The sequence below is a fragment of the Plantibacter sp. Mn2098 genome, from assembly GCF_049319745.1.
Classification (GTDB): Bacteria; Actinomycetota; Actinomycetes; order Actinomycetales; family Microbacteriaceae; genus Plantibacter.
In genome coordinates this window covers 100373-118700 of the sequence record NZ_JBMOUH010000003.1, presented here as the reverse complement: position 1 = coordinate 118700, position 18328 = coordinate 100373, and the positions used below count along the sequence as shown (strand labels likewise).

General features: G+C 68.5%; 18 protein-coding genes. 7 read left to right on the top strand and 11 right to left on the bottom strand.

What is annotated here, in order from left to right:
- Positions 1–47 precede the first annotated feature (47 nt).
- From folP to ACL9RL_RS06045, 4 genes are all read left to right on the top strand, one after another.
- On the top strand, positions 48–971 hold the full coding sequence (gene folP / locus ACL9RL_RS06060) for a dihydropteroate synthase (RefSeq protein ID WP_422779319.1): 924 nt from the start codon (positions 48–50) through the stop codon (positions 969–971).
- A gap of 175 nt (positions 972–1146) precedes the next feature.
- Positions 1147–1899, top strand: coding sequence for a pyrimidine reductase family protein (locus ACL9RL_RS06055; RefSeq protein ID WP_422779318.1), 753 nt, complete (start codon positions 1147–1149; stop codon positions 1897–1899).
- A gap of 183 nt (positions 1900–2082) precedes the next feature.
- The gene (locus tag ACL9RL_RS06050; protein ID WP_422779317.1) at positions 2083–2517 is read left to right on the top strand and encodes a VOC family protein; all 435 of its coding nucleotides are present in this window, start codon (positions 2083–2085) and stop codon (positions 2515–2517) included.
- 5 nt (positions 2518–2522) lie between these two features.
- A complete protein-coding gene (locus ACL9RL_RS06045; protein WP_422779316.1) occupies positions 2523–3164 on the top strand; it encodes a winged helix-turn-helix transcriptional regulator in 642 nt (213 codons plus the stop codon).
- Positions 3165–3229: 65 nt separating this feature from the next.
- Here ACL9RL_RS06045 and pth read toward each other — a convergent pair whose 3' ends face one another.
- The 9 genes from pth to ACL9RL_RS06000 all read right to left on the bottom strand — a co-directional run bounded on the left by pth (position 3230) and on the right by ACL9RL_RS06000 (position 11649).
- On the bottom strand, positions 3230–3811 hold the full coding sequence (pth, locus tag ACL9RL_RS06040; protein ID WP_422779567.1) for an aminoacyl-tRNA hydrolase: 582 nt from the start codon (positions 3809–3811) through the stop codon (positions 3230–3232).
- A gap of 267 nt (positions 3812–4078) precedes the next feature.
- Positions 4079–4669, bottom strand: a complete 591-nt coding sequence (locus tag ACL9RL_RS06035; protein WP_422779315.1) for a 50S ribosomal protein L25/general stress protein Ctc — start codon at positions 4667–4669, stop codon at positions 4079–4081.
- Between the two features lie 216 nt (positions 4670–4885).
- On the bottom strand, positions 4886–5410 hold the full coding sequence (locus ACL9RL_RS06030) for a gluconokinase (protein ID WP_422779314.1): 525 nt from the start codon (positions 5408–5410) through the stop codon (positions 4886–4888).
- Between the two features lie 38 nt (positions 5411–5448).
- Positions 5449–6501: an L-idonate 5-dehydrogenase gene (locus tag ACL9RL_RS06025; protein ID WP_422779566.1), complete on the bottom strand. Its 1053-nt coding sequence runs from the start codon at positions 6499–6501 to the stop codon at positions 5449–5451.
- A 46-nt stretch (positions 6502–6547) separates the two neighbouring features.
- Positions 6548–7318: an SDR family oxidoreductase gene (locus ACL9RL_RS06020; protein WP_422779313.1), complete on the bottom strand. Its 771-nt coding sequence runs from the start codon at positions 7316–7318 to the stop codon at positions 6548–6550.
- Positions 7315–8112, bottom strand: coding sequence for a fumarylacetoacetate hydrolase family protein (locus tag ACL9RL_RS06015; protein ID WP_422779312.1), 798 nt, complete (start codon positions 8110–8112; stop codon positions 7315–7317). Before ACL9RL_RS06015 ends, ACL9RL_RS06020 begins: the two co-directional genes overlap by 4 nt.
- Positions 8113–8116: 4 nt before the next feature.
- Positions 8117–9535, bottom strand: a complete 1419-nt coding sequence (locus ACL9RL_RS06010; RefSeq protein WP_422779311.1) for an MFS transporter — start codon at positions 9533–9535, stop codon at positions 8117–8119.
- A 169-nt stretch (positions 9536–9704) separates the two neighbouring features.
- Complete coding sequence (locus tag ACL9RL_RS06005; protein WP_422779310.1) at positions 9705–10520, bottom strand: IclR family transcriptional regulator; 816 nt, start codon at positions 10518–10520, stop codon at positions 9705–9707.
- 70 nt (positions 10521–10590) lie between these two features.
- On the bottom strand, positions 10591–11649 hold the full coding sequence (locus ACL9RL_RS06000) for a D-2-hydroxyacid dehydrogenase (protein WP_422779309.1): 1059 nt from the start codon (positions 11647–11649) through the stop codon (positions 10591–10593).
- A gap of 121 nt (positions 11650–11770) precedes the next feature.
- Between ACL9RL_RS06000 and ACL9RL_RS05995 the strand changes: the two genes are divergently transcribed.
- The 3 genes from ACL9RL_RS05995 to ACL9RL_RS05985 all read left to right on the top strand — a co-directional run bounded on the left by ACL9RL_RS05995 (position 11771) and on the right by ACL9RL_RS05985 (position 15555).
- Positions 11771–12709: an NAD(P)-dependent oxidoreductase gene (locus ACL9RL_RS05995; RefSeq protein ID WP_422779308.1), complete on the top strand. Its 939-nt coding sequence runs from the start codon at positions 11771–11773 to the stop codon at positions 12707–12709.
- Between the two features lie 273 nt (positions 12710–12982).
- The gene (gndA, locus tag ACL9RL_RS05990) at positions 12983–14443 is read left to right on the top strand and encodes an NADP-dependent phosphogluconate dehydrogenase (RefSeq protein WP_422779307.1); all 1461 of its coding nucleotides are present in this window, start codon (positions 12983–12985) and stop codon (positions 14441–14443) included.
- Between the two features lie 290 nt (positions 14444–14733).
- Positions 14734–15555, top strand: coding sequence for a type II CAAX prenyl endopeptidase Rce1 family protein (locus ACL9RL_RS05985; protein ID WP_422779565.1), 822 nt, complete (start codon positions 14734–14736; stop codon positions 15553–15555).
- A 222-nt stretch (positions 15556–15777) separates the two neighbouring features.
- Here ACL9RL_RS05985 and ACL9RL_RS05980 read toward each other — a convergent pair whose 3' ends face one another.
- On the bottom strand, positions 15778–16755 hold the full coding sequence (locus ACL9RL_RS05980; protein ID WP_422779306.1) for a ribose-phosphate diphosphokinase: 978 nt from the start codon (positions 16753–16755) through the stop codon (positions 15778–15780).
- A 92-nt stretch (positions 16756–16847) separates the two neighbouring features.
- Positions 16848–18317, bottom strand: a complete 1470-nt coding sequence (gene glmU, locus ACL9RL_RS05975; RefSeq protein ID WP_422779305.1) for a bifunctional UDP-N-acetylglucosamine diphosphorylase/glucosamine-1-phosphate N-acetyltransferase GlmU — start codon at positions 18315–18317, stop codon at positions 16848–16850.
- Between the last annotated feature and the right edge of the window lie 11 nt (positions 18318–18328).

Genomic DNA, 18328 nt, shown 5'->3' with positions numbered 1-18328 from the left:
GCTGTGACTGGATGCACCACACACGTCGGAAGCCCGATGATGGAACCATGACGACCAGCGAGAGCCCCACCGACACAACGACGTCCGGGTTCTTCCTCCCCGTGCTCACCGATCCTGTCCGCAGGATCGGTGCGCGCACCTTCGACTTCTCCCGGCAGGTCGCCGTGATGGCGATCATCAACCGCACTCCCGACTCCTTCTTCGACCAGGGTGCGACGTTCGCCCTCGATGCCGCGGTCGATGCGGCACTCCGGGCGGCTGAGGACGGCGCGGACTGGATCGACATCGGCGGCGCCAAGTTCGCCCCGGGACCTGAGATCCCGGCCGCAGAAGAACTCGACCGCGTCCTGCCCGTCGTCGAAGCCGTCGCGGCGCGCAGCGACGTCGTCATCTCCGTCGACACGTTCTGGCCCGAGGTCGCAGCAGCGTGCATCGCCGCCGGGGCGAGCGTCGTCAACGACACCACCGGCATCCACCACCCGGAACTGGCCGACGTCGTCGCGGCGAGCGATGCGACGCTCGTCATCACCCACAGCCTCGCCGAGCCGCGCAAGCCGCACCCGAAACCGCACTACGACGACATCGCGGGCGAGATCGCAGGGTTCCTCCTCGACCGGGTGGCGTTCGCGATCGACCACGGGGTGCGACCGGACCGTATCATCATCGACCCCGGCCACGACCTCAACAAGAACACCGTGCAGACGCTCGAACTCACCAGGCGGCTGACGGAGATCACCTCGCTCGGGTATCCGACGCTCGCCGCGGTGTCGAACAAGGACTTCATCGGCGAGTCCCTCGATGCGCCAAAGGAGGAACGACTCGAAGGGTCGCTCGCGGCCGCGACCGCCTGCATCCTCCTCGGCGCGCGGGTCGTGCGGATGCACAACGTGCGCGAGTCGATCGCCGCGGTCCGGATGACCGAGGCGATCCTCGGGTTCCGGGATCCGATCAATCCGAGGCACAACCTGTGACCCTTCGACAAGCTCAGGGACCGGGGTCTGTGACGCATAACGGCACAGCCCGGTCGCTGAGCCTGTCGAAGCGCACCCGTGCCCAGCACGCAGCTGCCCTTCGACAAGCTCAGGGACCGGGGAAGAGAGTTCAGGGACCGGGGAAGAAAGCTCTGGGACAGAGGAAGGCACTCCGATGACGAACGCACCGAAAATCACCCGCATCCTCCCGGACGGCGGCGCACACCTGGACCTCGACGGGGTCATCGACGCGTACACCGTGGCCGACCGCGGCACCCCGACCGTGCGCGTCAACTTCGTCACGAGCCTCGACGGCTCCGCGACCGTCGACGGGGTGTCCGGCGGCCTCGGCGGCCCAGCGGACAAGCTCGTCTTCGACGTCCTCCGGCGTCTGGCCGACGTCGTCCTCGTCGGCGCTGGGACCGTGCGGACGGAAGGATACGGGGCGATGCGCCTCGATGACGACGCAGCAGCCTGGCGGCAGGCGAACGGTCACCCGCCGCACCCCGTGTTCGCGCTCGTCTCGGGTCGGCTCGACCTCGACCCGGCCTCCGACGTCTTCCAGAAGGCCCCCGTCCGACCCGTTGTGCTCACGACGGCATCCGCCGATGCGGAGCGTCGGGCGTCGCTCGCAGCCGTCGCGGACGTCGTCGACTGCGGCGACGAGCACGTCGAACCCGCCCGTGTCATCGCAGCCCTCGTCGAACGCGGCCTGCCCCAGATCCTCTGCGAGGGCGGTCCGACGCTGTTCGGCTCGTTCATCGCCGCAGATGTCGTCGACGAGCTCTGCCTCACGATCAGCCCGACACTCGTGGGGGGCGAGGGGATCCGCATCGCTGCGGGCGGAGCATCGCCGGCCCCCCGACGACTCCGACTCGCCCACCTCCTGGAGTCAGACGGCCTGCTGCTCTCCCGCTACACCCGCTGAGCGCGCACTCCCTTTCGCGAGGGGAGGCCTATCGCCCTCCGCGGCGCGGACGGGCGGCAATTCGCCTCCCCTCGCGGGATGGGAAACCAGCCCTTGACGCGCTACTTGTTTTTTGCAAGTGTTAGCACTGTCCACACCGGCCGACGACACGACCACCGGTGGACCCAGACAAGGGAGACCGCAATGAAGATGATGTTCGTCAACCTGCCCGTGACCGACCTGGACCGAGCCAAGGAGTTCTACACCGCGATCGGCTTCACGGTGAACCCCAACTTCACCGACCACAACGCGGCCTGCGTCGTCGTCGAAGAGAACCACAGCGCGTTTATGCTGCTCGTGCGCGAGTACTTCCAGACCTTCAGCGAACGACCGATCGGCGACCCGTCCGTGAACGTCTCCGTCGCCACCGCAATCTTCCTCGACAGCCGCGAACTCGTCGACGCGAGCGTCACCGCCGGCCTCGCAACCGGCGGAACGGAGGCCAAGGAGCCGAGCGACTACGGCTTTATGTACCAGCGTCAGCTGACCGACCCGGACGGCAACATCCTGGAGTTCGGCTACATGGACCCGGTGGCGGCCGAGCAAGGCCCGGAAGCCTACGCGGATCAGCAGGCCTGAGGGCGGTGGCGATACGCGACTACGGGCAGTTCGGCGGCGTCACGCAGGCACTGGAGCTCGTCGGAGAGCGCTGGGCCCTGCTCATCGTGCGCGACCTGCTCGTCGGTCCGCGCCGCTACGGCGAGCTCGCGGCGGGACTCCCCCGCATCCCGAGCAACGTCCTGGCGACGCGGCTCAAGGAGTTGCAGGCGGCCGGCGTCATCCGTCGTGCGCCTCGCTCGCGCGTCATCGTCTACGAGCTCACGCCGTACGGTCGAGAGCTGGAACCCGTTGTGCTCGCACTCGGAGCATGGGGGTTCAAGGCGATGGGCGATCCGCGTGACGAACAGGTCATCACCCCGGATTCGATGATCATCGACCTGCGGACCGCGTTCCGTTCACGCATCGCCGCAGAGCTGCCGTCGACCTCATACGGGGCTCGCCTCGGCGAGGACGAACTCCTCATCCGGGTGGACGGATCATCACTGCAGGTGACGCGTGGGAACGGGCCCGTCGATCTCGGATTCGCGACGGGTCCCGGCATCCACCGGCTCATCACCGGGGCGCTGGCTCCGCAGCACGCGATCGATACGGGTGTTGTGGAGGTGCTGCGCGGGCGGGGAGAGCTGCTGGAGCGCTTCGCGAGCACGTTCCATCTGGCGAGCTGACGCTTCGGCGAGGGCGCGGAGGCCGAGGCGGGGTGGGCCCTTCGACAGGCTCAGGGACCGGGCGGCTAGGCTCCGTGGAACTTGGACTGGGCGGCGAGGAGGCCGTCGTTGACGACGATCTCGACGGCATCTGCAGCATCCGCGATCAGGATCGGCAACTGCTCGCGCTCGGGCCCTGCGAAGTCCCGCAGCACGAAATCGGCGGCGTCCTGCCGACCGGGCGGCCGACCGATGCCCACCCGCACCCGCAGGAACTCCGGCGTCTTGAGCGCCGCAGCGATGTCGCGGATGCCGTTGTGCCCGCCGTGACCGCCGCCCTGCTTGAGCTTGAGCGTATCGAACGGGATGTCGAGCTCATCGTGCACCACAACGATGTGCGACGGATCGACACCGAAGAAGGACGCCAGAGCGGACGTCGGCCCGCCGGACAGGTTCATGTAGCTGTTCGGCTTCACGAGCACGAGCTTCGGCCCACCGGGGACGAGACGCCCCTCCGCGATGCGCGCGTTGCCCTTGTGCGCCTTGAAGGTACCGCCGATGCGCTTCGCGAGCTCGTCGAGCACCATCTGACCGACATTGTGCCGGTTGCGGGCGTACTGCTCGCCCGGATTGCCCAGCCCGACGACGAGCCACGTGTTCTCCGCCATGGGAGCCTTCCTGTTCGACCGGCCGCTGAAGAGCCGGTTCCTGAGCGTGTCGAGGAGGGTCATCGTGGACATTTCGACAAGCTCAATGACCGGGTTGGGGAACTCAATGACCGGCTTGGGGAACTCGATGACCGGGTTGGGGACCTCAATGACCGGGTTGGGGACCTCAATGGCCACGAGCCTCAACGAGAACGAACCTGCCACGTGCCATCCACCGAGACTATCGGGGATGGCGACGCGACAGGTTCGTCGAAGCGGTGACCGAGATTACTCGGCTGCAGCCTCTTCAGCTGCGGGAGCCTCAGCCTCGTCGTCCGAGCCGGACGGCGTGGAGATCGCGACGACGAGCGCCTCGGGGTCGGTCAGCAGCGTGGCGCCCTTGGGCAGCTCGACGTCCTTCGCGAGGATGTGTGCACCGTCCTCGAGGCCGTCGATGTTGAGGATGATGCGCTCGGGGATGTGCGTGGCTTCTGCCTCGAGGCTGAGCGTCGTGTTCTCCAGGTTGGAGATGGTGCCGGGAGCGGACTCGCCCTCGACCTGCACGAAGACGTCGACGGTGACCTTCTCGCCCTTGCGGACGACGATGAGGTCGATGTGCTCGATGATCTGGCGCACGGGGTCCTTCTGGACGTCCTTGACGAGCGCGAGCTGCTCGGTGCCGGCGATGTCGAGCTCGAGGACGGCGTTCGACTTGCGCAGGATCAGGGCGATCTGGTGGCCGGGCAGCGAGAGGTGCTGCGGCTCGGTGCCGTGGCCGTACAGGACGGCGGGGATCTTGCCGATGGCGCGGAGCTTGCGGGCAGCGCCCTTACCGAAGGATTCGCGGAGGTCCGCGACGACCTTGAGGTCTTCTGACATGGTGTTCTCCTCTCGGGCCGGAGCCCGAATGTGACGCGCGGACGGGGTCCGGCACGAAGTTGCGAACCGGCGACGGACTGTCGGAGGCTCGTGTGGATTGTTGTGTTCAACTCGAACGCGTATCTGCGTGAGGAAAAGCCAGGAGCCTTGTCCACCGCGTCGATCACGGATGCTGCCTGAGCGGCTGCATCCCTCGCCGAAGTTCAATGGGAGAGTCTACCCCATGCTGGCTGAACGCGCCTCGGCGGCCTCGATGCCGGCGACGGCCTCGTCCACGATCGTGTCGACCGGCGCGTCGATGTCGACGACGAAACCCGGTTCGTCGGCGTCCAGCTCTTCGAGCAGGGCGAGCTGGGAGTCGAGCAGCGACGCCGGCATGAAGTGCCCGCTCCGCCCCTCCATCCGTCGGGAGAGCACCTCGTGGGTGCCGTGCAGGTGCACGAATTCGACACCGGGAGCCTCCGCCAGGATCGCCTCGCGGTAGACGCGCTTGAGTGCGGAGCAGGCGATGACGAGGCCGGTCTCCGTCGCCTCGGCGAAGGTGCGGCCGACGGTCTGCAACCACGGCCAGCGGTCGTCGTCGTCGAGGGGCGTGCCAGCCGCCATCTTGGTGACGTTCTCGATCGGGTGCAACGAGTCGGCATCGACGAACGGGATGCCGAGCCGGTCCGCGATGAGCACGCCGATCGTGCTCTTGCCCGAACCGGACACTCCCATCACGACCACGAGCGGTGCGCTCATGTTGACACCTCCATTGGTGAGTGTTCCGGCCTCGTGCCTCATTCGAACGACAACAGGACTTTACCCGATGCGCTCGAGTCGGCGGCCGTCTCGAACGCGCGCACGGCATCGTCGGCCGGGAATTCGTGCGTCACGACGGCGTCTGCGACGAGTGTGCCGTCGGCGAGCGCCGCGATGACCTCGTCGATCTCCTCGACGAAGCGGAACGACCCGCGCAACTCCAGTTCGCGGGTGATCGCGAGCGAGACGAGCGCCGGCTGCTCCCCGGACGGCAGGAGTCCGACCATCACCACGATCCCGCCGCGGGTCGCCCCGCGGACGGCGGAGGCGAGGCCACGATGGCTGCCGGAGGACTCGAAGACGACGTCGGCGTCCACCGCTGCGATCCCATCGGCGTCGGTTGCGTGGATCGTGTGCGTCGCTCCGACGGCGGTGGCGATGCCGAGGGGCGCGTCGAACATGTCGACGGCCGTGATCGATGCTGCTCCGGCCCGCTTCGCGACCGCGACGATGAGCGAGCCGATGGGACCGGCGCCGATCACGAGCACGCGCTTGCCCGAGAGGTCCCCCGCCCGCGCGACGGCATGCCAGGCGACCGAGGCCGGCTCTGCGAGGGCCGCAGTCCGGAACGACAGTCCGTCCGGGAGTTCGCGGAGCATCGTGGCCCGGAGCACGGCGCGGTCCGCGAAGGCGCCGTCGGTGTGCGGGAAGCGTGCCGCGCTGCCGAGGTAGGTGCAGCCGGGTGAGAGGTTCGGCCGGTCGGCCGGATAGCGGGAGCCGTCGCCGGGCCCTGGCGTCGCCGGGTGGACGGCGACGCGAGCACCGACCGTCGGGCCGGAGCCGTCGGCAGCTGCCCGTTCGACGGTGCCGACGACCTCGTGGCCGAGCACCATCGGCGCACGGAGGACCGACTCCCCCGCCGCGCCGTGCTTCCAGTAGTGCAGGTCGGAGCCGCACACCCCGCCGTAGGCGATGCGCACGACCGCCTCGTCGGCTGCGGGTTCTGCGAGCACGATCGGGTCGACCCGGAGGTCGCCGGCCGCATGCGCGACGACGGCCCGCGACCCGATGGGCGCGGACGCGGCCTGCACGGTCGGCACGGTCTGCGCGGCCTGCACGGCCTCCACGGCCTCTCGCTCAGACGACAACGGTCATCCCTCCGTCGACGAAGATCGTCTGCCCGTTGACGTAGTCGGAACCGTCGGACGCGAGCCACACGGCGGGCCCGGCGAGATCCTCGACCGTGCCCCATCTGGCCGCCGGCGTCCGTCCGAGGATCCAGGTGTTGAAGGTCTCGTCGTCGACGAGGTTCTGCGTCATCTCCGTGTGGATGTACCCGGGCGCGATGGCGTTCGCCTGGATCCCCGAGGCCGCCCACTCCGCCGTCATGGCGCGGGTGAGGTTCCGGATGCCGCCCTTCGCAGCCGTGTACGCGGCGATCGTCGGGCGTGCGAGATCGGCCTGCACCGATGCGACGTTGATGATCTTGCCCGCACCGCGCGGGATCATGTGCGCCGCAGCCGCCCGACCGACGAGGAACGCGCTCGTGAGGTCGGTGCGGATGACCCGCTCCCAGTCCTCGACGGCGAGGTCGAGCATCGGCACCCGGTGCTGCACGCCGGCGTTGTTGACCAGGATGCGCAGCGGCCCGACGGTCTCCTCGATCCACGCGATGCCGGCCGTCACCGCGGCGTCGTCCGTCACGTCGAATGCGCGGGCTGCGATGCGGTCCGCACCGTACCTGCCGGCGAATTCCTCGGTGGCAGCGGCCAGCCTGGCCTCGTCGAGGCCGTTGAGGACGATCGTTGCGCCCGCATCGGCGAGCGCGGTCGCGATGGACCTCCCGATGCCACGGCTGGAGCCGGTGACGAGGGCGACGCGCCCCGTGAGATCGAAGACGCCGCTCATACGGTGACCACCTGTTCCTGGTGTGCGGAGGTCGGCCGTACGGCTGCGACGGCCGGGTTCTCGAGTGTGCCGATGCCCGGGATCGTGATCGAGGCGATGTCGCCGGGCACCGCGGGGGCGAACGTCGCCGGTGCGCCGGTGAGCACGACGTCGCCCGGCCCGAGGGTCAGGTGGGACGTCAGGTACACGAGCTGCTCCGTCACGTCGTAGGCGAGGGAGGCGGTGGTCGCATCGGCCACCGTCCGTCTGACGCCGTCTGGTCCCGTGATCTCGACGAGCAGTCGCGCATCGGAGGCGTCGAAATCCGTCTCGATCCACGGCCCGATGGGCGTGTACCCGTCGCCGTTCTTCACCTGGGTGAGCTTGTCGTCGAGCGGGATCTGGTCGGCGGCCGTCACGTCGTTCCCGATCGTGAAGCCGAGGATCGCGTCGGCGACGTCCTCGGCACGGAGATGCCGGCTGGTCCGCCTGATGACAACGGCGAGCTCCCCCTCGATGTTGATCGTCCCGAGCGAGGCGTCGAGTTCGATCCGGTCGCCCGGGCCGACGATCGTGCGGGCCGACTTCTGGAACGCCTGCGGCGGGAGGTCGCGGTCGCCGGGGGCGCCGTTGTGCGCCATCCCGAGGACCACCGTCGGCACGACCGGCGCGAGGAGCGCGGCGCCGGAGATCGGCCAACTCTCCCCCGTGCGGACGGGCTCTGGGGCGAACGGGTCCACAACGCCGTGCCAGTGCTCGCCGTCCGCGACGACGCTGCGGGGCCCTGCCTCGGTTGCGATTCGTGCGATGCGCATCGGCTCAGCCCACCTGCGAGGCGCGCTGACGGCGCGACAGGGTCGGGGTCGGACGCGTGGTGACGTCGATGTGGGAGTCGTCGATGGCGTCGTGCAGCTTGTTGAGGTCGCGGCCGCGCGTCTCAGGCGTGGTGAACGTCGCCCAGAGCGTGATGCCGCCGAGGACGAGCACATAGCAGGCGAGCGGGACCCACGAGTCGGAGAACCAGCCGAGCAGCAGTGCGCCGATGAACGGGGCGATGCCGCCGGCGAGGACCGCGGAGAACTCACGTGAGATGGCGACGCCCGTGTAGCGGTGGCGGTTGCCGAAGAGCTCCGGCAGCGTCGCGCACTGGGCGCCGAGCATGATGTTGACACTCAGCGAGTAGGTGACGGCGAGCACCACGACGACAAGTGCCGGGTTGCCGTTGGCAAGCATCCACCAGGCCGGGACGGCGAGGACGAGCTGCACGATGGCGCCGATCCGGTAGATCTTCATCCGACCGAAGCGGTCGGACAGCGCACCGGCCCACGGGATGACGAGAATGCCGATGAGCGCACCGAGCGCGATGGCGAGCGGCCCTTCCCACGGCTCTGCTCCGGCGAAGTTCGTGATGAACGCGACGGCGAGCGTCTGGTAGATCGCCGAGCCGCCGTTCTCCGCCATCCGCAGTCCGATGCCGCGGAGGATCGTCGGGAAGGACTCTCTGAAAATCTCCTTGAACGGGTTCTTCGAGACCTCCTCCTGCGCTTCGAGCGTGATGAAAGTGGGGCTCTCCTGCATCCGGAGACGGATGAAGAGGGCGACGCCGATGAGGATCACGGAGGCGAGGAACGGGATGCGCCACAGCCAGTCGTGGACGATCTGCTGATCCACGAGGCCGAGCAGGAAGAAGACGACCGACGCGATGACCGTGCCGACCATGATCCCGACGAACGGGAGGGCGGCGAAGAAGCCGCGGCTGCGGACCGGTGCGTACTCGGCCATGAGCGTGGTCGCTCCGGCCTGCTCCGCGCCGGCTCCGAAGCCCTGCAGGACACGCAGGAGGATGAGGAGGATGGGGGCCCAGACGCCGATCTGCTCGCCCGTCGGCAGGACGCCGATGAGGGTCGAGGCGCCGCCCATCAGTCCGATCGTGAGCGTCAGGACGAGCTTGCGGCCGAGGCGGTCGCCGAGGGCTCCGAAGAACAGGCCGCCGAACGGGCGGGCGAAGAAGCCGACCGCGTAGGTGGCGAATCCGGCCGCGATGCCGGCGCCCGGGCCGAGCGCCGGGAAGAACAGCGGCCCGAAGATGAGGGCCGATGCGAGGCCGTAGAGCGCGAAGTCGTAGTACTCGAGGGCACTGCCGACGGAGCTTGCGAGGGTGGCCCTGCGGAGGTTCCGGACGTACTCCGGGTCGTCCGACCCGCGGAGGTCGGTGGGGGCTGCTGAACCCGTTGACATGGTCATCTCCTTTGATAACGGCGCTTGGACGGCGCGAACGCCTGCGATGAAGATAACACTCTGCTGAACAGAGTTCAACACATTGAACAAATGTTGTTGGGTGGGGGCCGTGCGGGAACGAATCTGCGCCTGCCCGGCACCTGCCAGGCGCCCGGCCGGCGCCCGGCGATCAGTCGCCCGACAGGTCCATCGGATTCGACAGCAGCACAACGGCCTCGCCCAGTTCCGCGATGATGCCCTCTCGGACGGCATCCGTCATCGCTGCCCCCATAAGCGACGCGCCGATCGCGAGCGGCTGCGCACCACTGGCCCGCGGCGGGATCCACCTCGCGATCCCGTAGACGCCGGGGTGGACCTCGCCGTCGTCCACCGCGTAACCGCGCTCGCGCACGAGGTCGAGCTTCTCCTGCAGGTGTTCGAGCGACGTCGTGCTGCGCTCCGTGCGCACCGGGAAGTGGTCGCTGTCGGCGAACCGGCGCGCGACCTCCGCGGGATCCAGGTGGGCGAGCAGCGCGTTCCCGACGGCCGTCGGCGCGGCCGGGAACCGATCCCCGATGCCGGCGCTCAGCCGCAGCGGAGCCCGGCCCTCGTGCCTAGCGAGGTAGAGGACGTCCGTGCCGTCGAGCATCGCGATCTGCACGACCTCGTGACTGAGGAACTCCGAGGAGGCGATGAACCGGTAGAACTCGCGCACCTGGTCGAAGGATCGCAGGTACGAGCCGCCCAACTCCACCGTGCGATGACCGAGCGTGAACCCGGAGTCGACGCGCTGGATGAGACCGGAGTCCTCCAGGACGGCGCACAGGTTGGACGTCGACGACTTCGCGGCGCCGATCGCCCGCGCGAGCTCACTGAGCGGCATCGGTCGACCCTGCGCATCGGCCAGGATGCCGAGGATCCTGATCGAGCGCGTGACGGCCGGGGCCGGGTCGCGGTCGGTCTGCGCGGCATCGGTCGTGTCACCGAGGTGTTCGGAGAGGGTCATCGTGGCTCCATTCAGGCGCATGACGGCTGGTCGGCGGAAGGCTGGCCTCCCGCATCGCTCAGGGGAACGCTCAGTAGAACTCGATCGTATCGACGCGGTTCCGGAGTTCGCGGCCATCGAGGAAGCGGGTCGCGTTGTCTGCGAACAGTTCCGCGATGAGTCGCTCCTCTGCACTGTTGAGCGCGGCCGTGTGCGGACTGACGAGGACGTTGGGGAGATCCCAGAGCGGGCTGGCCGCGTCGAGCGGTTCCGTGGCGAAGACGTCGAGGGCCGCGAAGCCGACGCGGCCGTCCTGCAGGGCCGCGATGAGCGCATCCTCGTCGATGACCGTGCCACGGCCGACGTTCACCACCGTGACGCCCGGCTTGACGGCCCGGAAGACCTCCTCGCCGAAGAGCCGCTCGGTCGCGGCAGTGCCGGGGAGGGTCGTGACGATCGCGTCGACCTCGCCCACCACATCGACGATCGTGTCGGGGTGGATGACCCGGTCGACCCCAGGGACGGTGACGTCGTGACGGCTCGTGCCGATCACCGTGGCGCCGAGCGCGGAGAGCTTCGCCGCGACCTCACGACCGATACCGCCGAGCCCGGCCACGAGGACCGTCTGCTCACTCACCTGCGACATCGTCCAACGGCCGGTCCACTCGTGCGCCCGCTGCTGCGCGAGGAGCCTCGGCAGGGTCTTGGCACCGGCGAAGACGCCGAACACCGCGAACTCGGCGAGTGGCCCGCCGTGCACTCCGGCGGAGGTCGTGAACGCGATGCGCTCCAGCTGGCCGTCGTCGAGGCCGGCCGCCTTCACCTGGCCACCGCCACCGGCAGCCATGATCTGCACCCACTGCAGCCCGCCGTTCGCCGCAGCCGTGCGGGCGAGCGCCTTCGGGTCGACGTCTGGGATGCCGTACAGGACGTCGGCGGAGTCGACGAGCGCCTCGAACGCGGCCTGCTGCTCCGGCGTGCGAATGAAGGACGGGTCTCCGGCGAAGTCCGCCGGGTGTCGCATCGGCGGCAGCAGCTCCTGCTCGCGGACGAGGTCGATGCGCGGCTCGAGACGCTCGATGAGGGCGCACAGCTCCTCGGGGAGGGGAGTCGCGACGACGACGCGGAGGCGCTTGGCTGCGTGATTCACGGGATGTCCTGTTCTTCCTGCTGTCGGCCCGTCGTTGGGCCGGTCGGCTTCCGGCAGTCTACCCGGGTATTCATTCCAGTGAACAGTGTTCCACCTGCTGTCCAGTGGGTACACTGTTCCCATGTCGAGCCAGCGCGGGCCACACACGGCCCTTCCCCCGATCGTCGGATTCATCGGACTCGGTGCCATGGGCGCACCGATGGCGAGGAACCTCCTGACCGCTGCGGGCGGGTCGCCCACCCGCGTCATCGTGAACCACCGCTCCAGGGACCGAGCCTCGGCGATCCTCGACGCCGGCGCCGAATGGGCCGGAACGCCACGCGCACTCGGCGCGGCCGACGTCATCGTCCTGATGCTCCCGGACCTTCCCCAGGTGGACGAGGTGCTCGACGGCCCAGACGGCATCCTCGCCGGCATCGACTCCCCCACGGTCCTCGTCATCGGCTCCACCTCCTCAGCCCAGGGCGTCCGCGATCTCGACGAGCGGGTGCGCGCCGCGACCGGCGGACTGGCCGGCGTCATCGACGCGCCCGTGTCCGGCGGAGAGGACGGGGCGATCGCCGGCACCCTCTCGATCATGGTCGGCGGGGCGGACGAACCCGTCGACACCGCCTGGTCCACCCTCGAAACGTTCGGGACCCCCGTCCACCTCGGCCCCCTCGGATCAGGCGAGATCGCCAAGTACTGCAACCAGATCATCGTCGCGTCCACCATCATGGCGCTCGGCGAAGCAGCCGTCCTCGCCGACCGCAGCGGCATCGACCTCGGTGCGATGTTCGACCTGCTGGAGGGCGGATACGCCGGCAGCCGAGTCCTCGCGACCCGAAAGCAGCGCATCGTCGACGAGGACTACAGCCCCTCCGGCCCCGCGAAGTTTATGGTGAAAGACCTCACCTATGCCACGATCGAAGCAGAGCGCACCGGCACCACCGCCCCGCAGCTCCACTCGCTCCTCGACCAGTTCACAAGACTCACCGAGGAAGGCTACGGCGACCAGGACATCTCGGTCACCCGTGCCTACATCGACTCGCTCACACCGCCGCGCACGAGAATCGATTGACACACGCCGCAGCGCATGAGCGCTGCAACGCGTGCACCACCCGCAGGACCAGCACGACCAGCACCTGCATCACCGTCGACCGCCCGACGAACGCTTCCGCTGAACGCGAACATCAGCTGAACAACACTCGGGTGGCACAGCTACGACCACCTTCCAGGGGACCCGCCGAGCCTCCGTCTTGCTACGGTTGCAACATACCCGCTTCCGGGTCGTCTGGAGCCTGCCGCCGCGCTCACGCGGGGCATGGCCCACCACACATCGAAGGAGAACCACATGGCGGACAACGCCCAGGCAACAGCCAACATCGGCGTCGTCGGACTCGCCGTTATGGGAAGCAACCTCGCGCGGAACCTGGCAAGCCGCGAAGGCAACACGGTCGCCGTGTACAACCGCTCCCCAGAACGCACCGAGCTCCTCACCACCGAACACCCAGAAGCCGGCTTCATCGCCTCCCACACGATCGAGGAGTTCGCCGCTTCGCTGCAGAAGCCGCGCACCGCGATCATCATGGTGCAGGCGGGCAAGGGCACCGACGCCGTCATCCAGCAGCTCACCGAGGTCTTCGAGCCGGGCGACATCATCGTCGACGGCGGCAACGCGCTCTTCACCGACACCATCCGTCGCGAGAAGGCCGTCCGCGAGACGGGCATCAACTTCGTCGGCGCCGGCATCTCCGGTGGCGAAGAGGGCGCGCTCAAGGGACCGTCGATCATGCCGGGCGGGTCCGCTGAAGCATGGGAGACCCTCGGCCCGATCCTCAAGTCGATCGCTGCGATCGCCGAGGGAGAGCCCTGCGTCACCCACGTCGGCACCGACGGCGCCGGTCACTTCGTCAAGATGATCCACAACGGCATCGAGTACGCGGATATGCAGCTCATCGCCGAGGCGTACGACCTCATCCGTCGTGGCACGGGCAAGACGCCGGCCGAGATCGCCGACATCTTCGCCGAGTGGAACCGCGGCGAGCTCGAGAGCTACCTCATCGAGATCACCGCTGAGGTCCTCAAGCAGGTCGACGCGAAGACGGGCAAGCCGCTCGTCGACGTCATCCTCGACCAGGCGGGGGCCAAGGGCACCGGCGCATGGACCGTGCAGACGGCCCTCGACCTCGGCATCCCGGTCTCCGGCATCGCCGAAGCCGTGTTCGCCCGCTCGCTGTCCTCGAAGCCCGCGCAGCGCGCTGCAGCCTCCGACCTCCCCGGGCCGTCGGAGGACTGGACCGTCGATGACGCGGACACCTTCATCGAGGACGTCCGCAAGGCGCTCTACGCCTCGAAGATCATCGCGTACTCGCAGGGCTTCGACGAGATCGTCGCCGGCGCAGAGGAGTACGACTGGAACATCAAGAAGGGCGAGATCGCGAAGATCTGGCGCGGCGGCTGCATCATCCGCGCCCAGTTCCTCAACCGCATCACCGAGGCGTACGAGGAGAACCCGGAGCTCGTCGCCCTCGTGACGGCTCCGTACTTCCGCGACGCCGTCGGCGTGGCCCAGGACAGCTGGCGTCGGGTCGTCGCGACGGCCGCGCAGGCCGGCATCCCGTCGCCCGCGTTCTCCTCGTCGCTGTCGTACTACGACGGCCTCCGCGCCGAGCGCCTCCCGGCAGCGCTCGTGCAGGGTCAGCGTGACTTCTTCGGTGCGCACACGTACAAGCGTGTCGACATCGAGGGCACGTTCCACACGCTGTGGTCCGGCGACCGCAGCGAGGTCGAGCAGGAGGGCTCCAGCCACTAGGCACGCCTTCCGCGCTGCCTGGCAGTCGCACCCCTGAGCGGGCGGGATCGACCACGTCGATCCCGCCCGTTCTGCGTCTCCGCGCCCCTGCGCCCCTCCCTCCCGCCTCCTCTCCCTCGCCCGCTCCCCCGAGCTGGGCTTGTTCGCAATTCCGGAATTCATGTGACAGGAGTGACGAAGCAAGCGCTTTCCAGTTGCACCATGCGCATTCCCACCCCGGAGTTCCGGAATTGTGCACACCCGAGGGGTGGGCGGACAGGGCAGAATGGGGCAGCAACGGAAGGGCGATGATGACCTCGGCGACGACGACACCGGTGCAACGCGACCGACCGCGACTCAAACTCGGCGTCGGTGTGCTCATCGCGGCGTCCGGGATCCTGCTCTTCGGGTTCGCGATGCCGTTGGCCGGCTACCCGATGCTCGCCGCAGCGCTCCTCGCGGCCTGGTTCGTCGATCGGGCGATGTTCCGCGACCTGGCACTCATCGCCACGGGGCTCATCGCGCTGAGTCTCGTGCCCATCAACACGAGCATCGACTGGCCGCACATGCTGCAGATGGGTGCTGCGCTCGCGATCGCCGTCCTCACCCCATACCTGCTGTCGCGGTTCGTGTTCCGCGATCACGCCATCCGCTTCCCCGTCGCGACCGGGCATCGCTGGACGAGGCTCGAGTGGGGCTACCTCATCGTGGTCGTCGGCCTCGGGTACGCGATCCTGCCCGTTTATCTGATCCGGTCTGGCGTGTACCAGAACTGGCCGGCGGCGACCACGGGCGACGAGGTGTTCCGGCTGTTCCTCGGCACGAACGCACTCGGGATCTGGGACGAGCTGTTCTTCATCTGCACGTGCTTCGCCCTCCTGCGCCGACACTTGCCGGATTGGCAGGCGAACCTCGTCCAGGCCGCCCTGTTCACCTCATTCCTCTGGGAACTCGGCTTCCGCTCGTACGGGCCGTTCATCATCTTCCCGTTCGCGCTCGTGCAGGGCTGGACGTTCAAGCTCACGAAGTCGCTCAGCTACATCGTGACGGTCCATCTGCTCTTCGACTTCGTGCTGTTCCTCGTCCTCCTCCACTCGCACAACCCGTCGATCCTGCAGATCTTCATCTACTGACCCCCGCGATGCGCTTCCACAATTCAGGAACTTTTGCGCGATTCAGGACGATCGGGGCTGCCAGAGCGTGAAATCGTCCTGAATTCAGTGAATGTTCCTGAATTGTGGAAAGCGAAGAGAGCGACTGCGGGCTGGAGAGGGCGGGGAGGCGGGCGGACGGACGACGAACGCCCCGGCTGGCGAGCCGGGGCGTTCGGGTGACGCGGGTGGGACGGAAGCGGATCAGGCCGCGCCGTCGAACATGGAGGTGACGGAACCGTCATCGAAGACCTCGTGGATGGCCCGGGCGATGAGCGGAGCGATGGACAGCACCGTGAGGCTGTCGAACCGCTGCTCGTCCGTGAGCGGCAGCGTATCCGTGACCACAACGGAGTCGATGGCCTCGTTCTGCAGGAGCTCCGGCGCCGGGTCGGAGAACACCGCGTGGGTGGCCGCGACGACGACACCGATGGCGCCGGCCTTCTTGAGGGCTTCGGCGGCTTTCACGATGGTGCGGCCCGTGTCGATCAGGTCGTCGACGAGGAGGCAGACGCGCCCCTCGACCTGGCCGACGATCTCGTGGACGCTCACCTGGTTGGGGACGAGCGGGTCGCGGCGCTTGTGGATGATGGCGAGCGGCGCACCGAGCTTGTCGCTCCAGATGTCGGCGACGCGCACGCGGCCCATGTCCGGGGAGACGACCGTGAGCGTCGACGGGTCGAGCTTGGCCTTGAAGTGTTCGAGGAGCACCGGCATGGCGAACAGGTGATCGACCGGGCCGTCGAAGAAGCCCTGGATCTGCGCGGCGTGGAGGTCGACCGACATGATGCGGTCGGCTCCGGCCGCCTTGAAGAGGTCGGCGACGAGCCGGGCGGAGATGGGCTCGCGTCCGCGGCCCTTCTTGTCCTGGCGTGCGTAGGGGTAGAACGGTGCGACGACGGTGATGCGCTTGGCGCTGGCCCGCTTGGCCGCGTCCACCATGATGAGCTGCTCCATGAGCCACTCGTTGATGGGAGCCGAGTGCGACTGGATGACGAAGACATCGCTTCCGCGGATGCTGTCGTCGTAGCGGGCGTAGATCTCGCCGTTCGCGAAGGTGCGTGCGTCCGTGGGCACGAGCTCGGAATCGAGCTCCTCCGCGATGGCCTCCGCGAGTCCCGGGTGCGAACGCCCCGTCACCAATACCAGTCGTTTTTTGTTCTCGGTGGTGATGCCTGACACAGCCCCTGCCTTACTGCCGGGATGCCCGGCTTCGCCCACATCGACGTTACCAGTAGCGGCGTGCTCGCCCGACCGGGTGCGTCGTGTGGATGTTACTCCGACGCGTTGGGAAGCGCCGATGATTCTGAACCGGCAGCAGCGGCAGTGGCGGCAGCAGCAGCCTCGGCCGCCGCCGTCCCCGCACGCTTGTCAGCGACCCACCCGGCGACGTTGCGCTGCGGCGCGACGCTCAACGCGAGCGACCCGGCCGGAACGTCCTTGCGGATGACCGCGCCTGCGCCAGAGTACACGCCGTCGCCGATGTTCACGGGCGCGACGAAGGTGTTGTGGGCGCCGGTGCGCACGTGCGACCCGACCGTGGTGCGGTGCTTGTTCACACCGTCGTAGTTGGACGTGATGGTGCCGGCGCCGATGTTGGAGTGCTCGCCGACCACCGTGTCGCCGACGTAGCTGAGGTGCGGGACCTTGCTGCCACGGCCGATCTGCGCGTTCTTCGTCTCGACGAACGCGCCGATCTTGCCGTCGGGGCCGAGGACGGTGCCCGGACGGAGGAAGGAGAACGGGCCGACGGTGGCGCCGGCCTGTATGACGGAGAGGGTCGCATCGGTGCGTCGGACGGTCGCGCCCTCGCCGACCTCGGTGTCGATGATCGTGGTGTCCGGTCCGACGACGGCGCCGGTCTCGACGACGCTCGCGCCGAGGATCTGCGTGCCGGGGAGGAGCGTGACGTCCGGTGCGAGCTTCGCCTTGATGTCGATCCAGGTGGTGCCAGGATCCTGCACGGTCACACCGGCGAGCTGCCAGCCGCGCACGATGAGGGCGTTGAGTTTGGCGGCTGCCGCACTCAGCTGGGCGCGGTCGTTGATGCCCTCGACGAGCCAGGACTCGCCGACCGGCAGGGCCGCGACCTCGGATCCGGCACGGCGCAGGAGGCCGATGACGTCGGTGAGGTACTTCTCGCCCTGCGCGTTGTCGGTGGTGACCTCCGCGAGGGCGTCGCGCAGCTGGTTCACGCCGAACAGGTAGATGCCGGCGTTGATCTCGGTGACCGCGCGCTCCGCATCGGTCGCGTCCTTCTGCTCGACGATGTAGTCGAGTGCGCCGGCCGCGGTGCGGATGATCCGACCGTAGCCCTGCGGGTCCTCGGGGAACGTGGAGAGGATGGTGGCTGCGACCGGACGCTCGCGGTGGCGGGAGATGAGGTCGCTGAGCGTTCCGGCGTCGAGCAGCGGCACGTCGCCGTTGACGACGAGCACGTCGCCCGTGAAGTCGGCCGGGAGGGCGGTGAGCGCCTGCTCGACCGCACGACCGGTGCCTGGCACCTCGTCCTGGTCGACGATCGCAGCGCCCGGCAGCTCGGCGTCGATGACCTCGACGATGCGGTCGCGCTCGTGGCGGACAACGGCGATGACGTGCGCCGCGTCGAGCGCGCGGGCCGTCGCGAGCACGTGTCCGATGATGGGGACGCCGCCGAGGCCGTGCAACAGCTTCGGGGTGGACGACTTCATGCGGGTGCCCTGGCCTGCTGCCAGGATCACGATGGCGAGTGCGCTGTCGGTCACGGGTCCTCTTC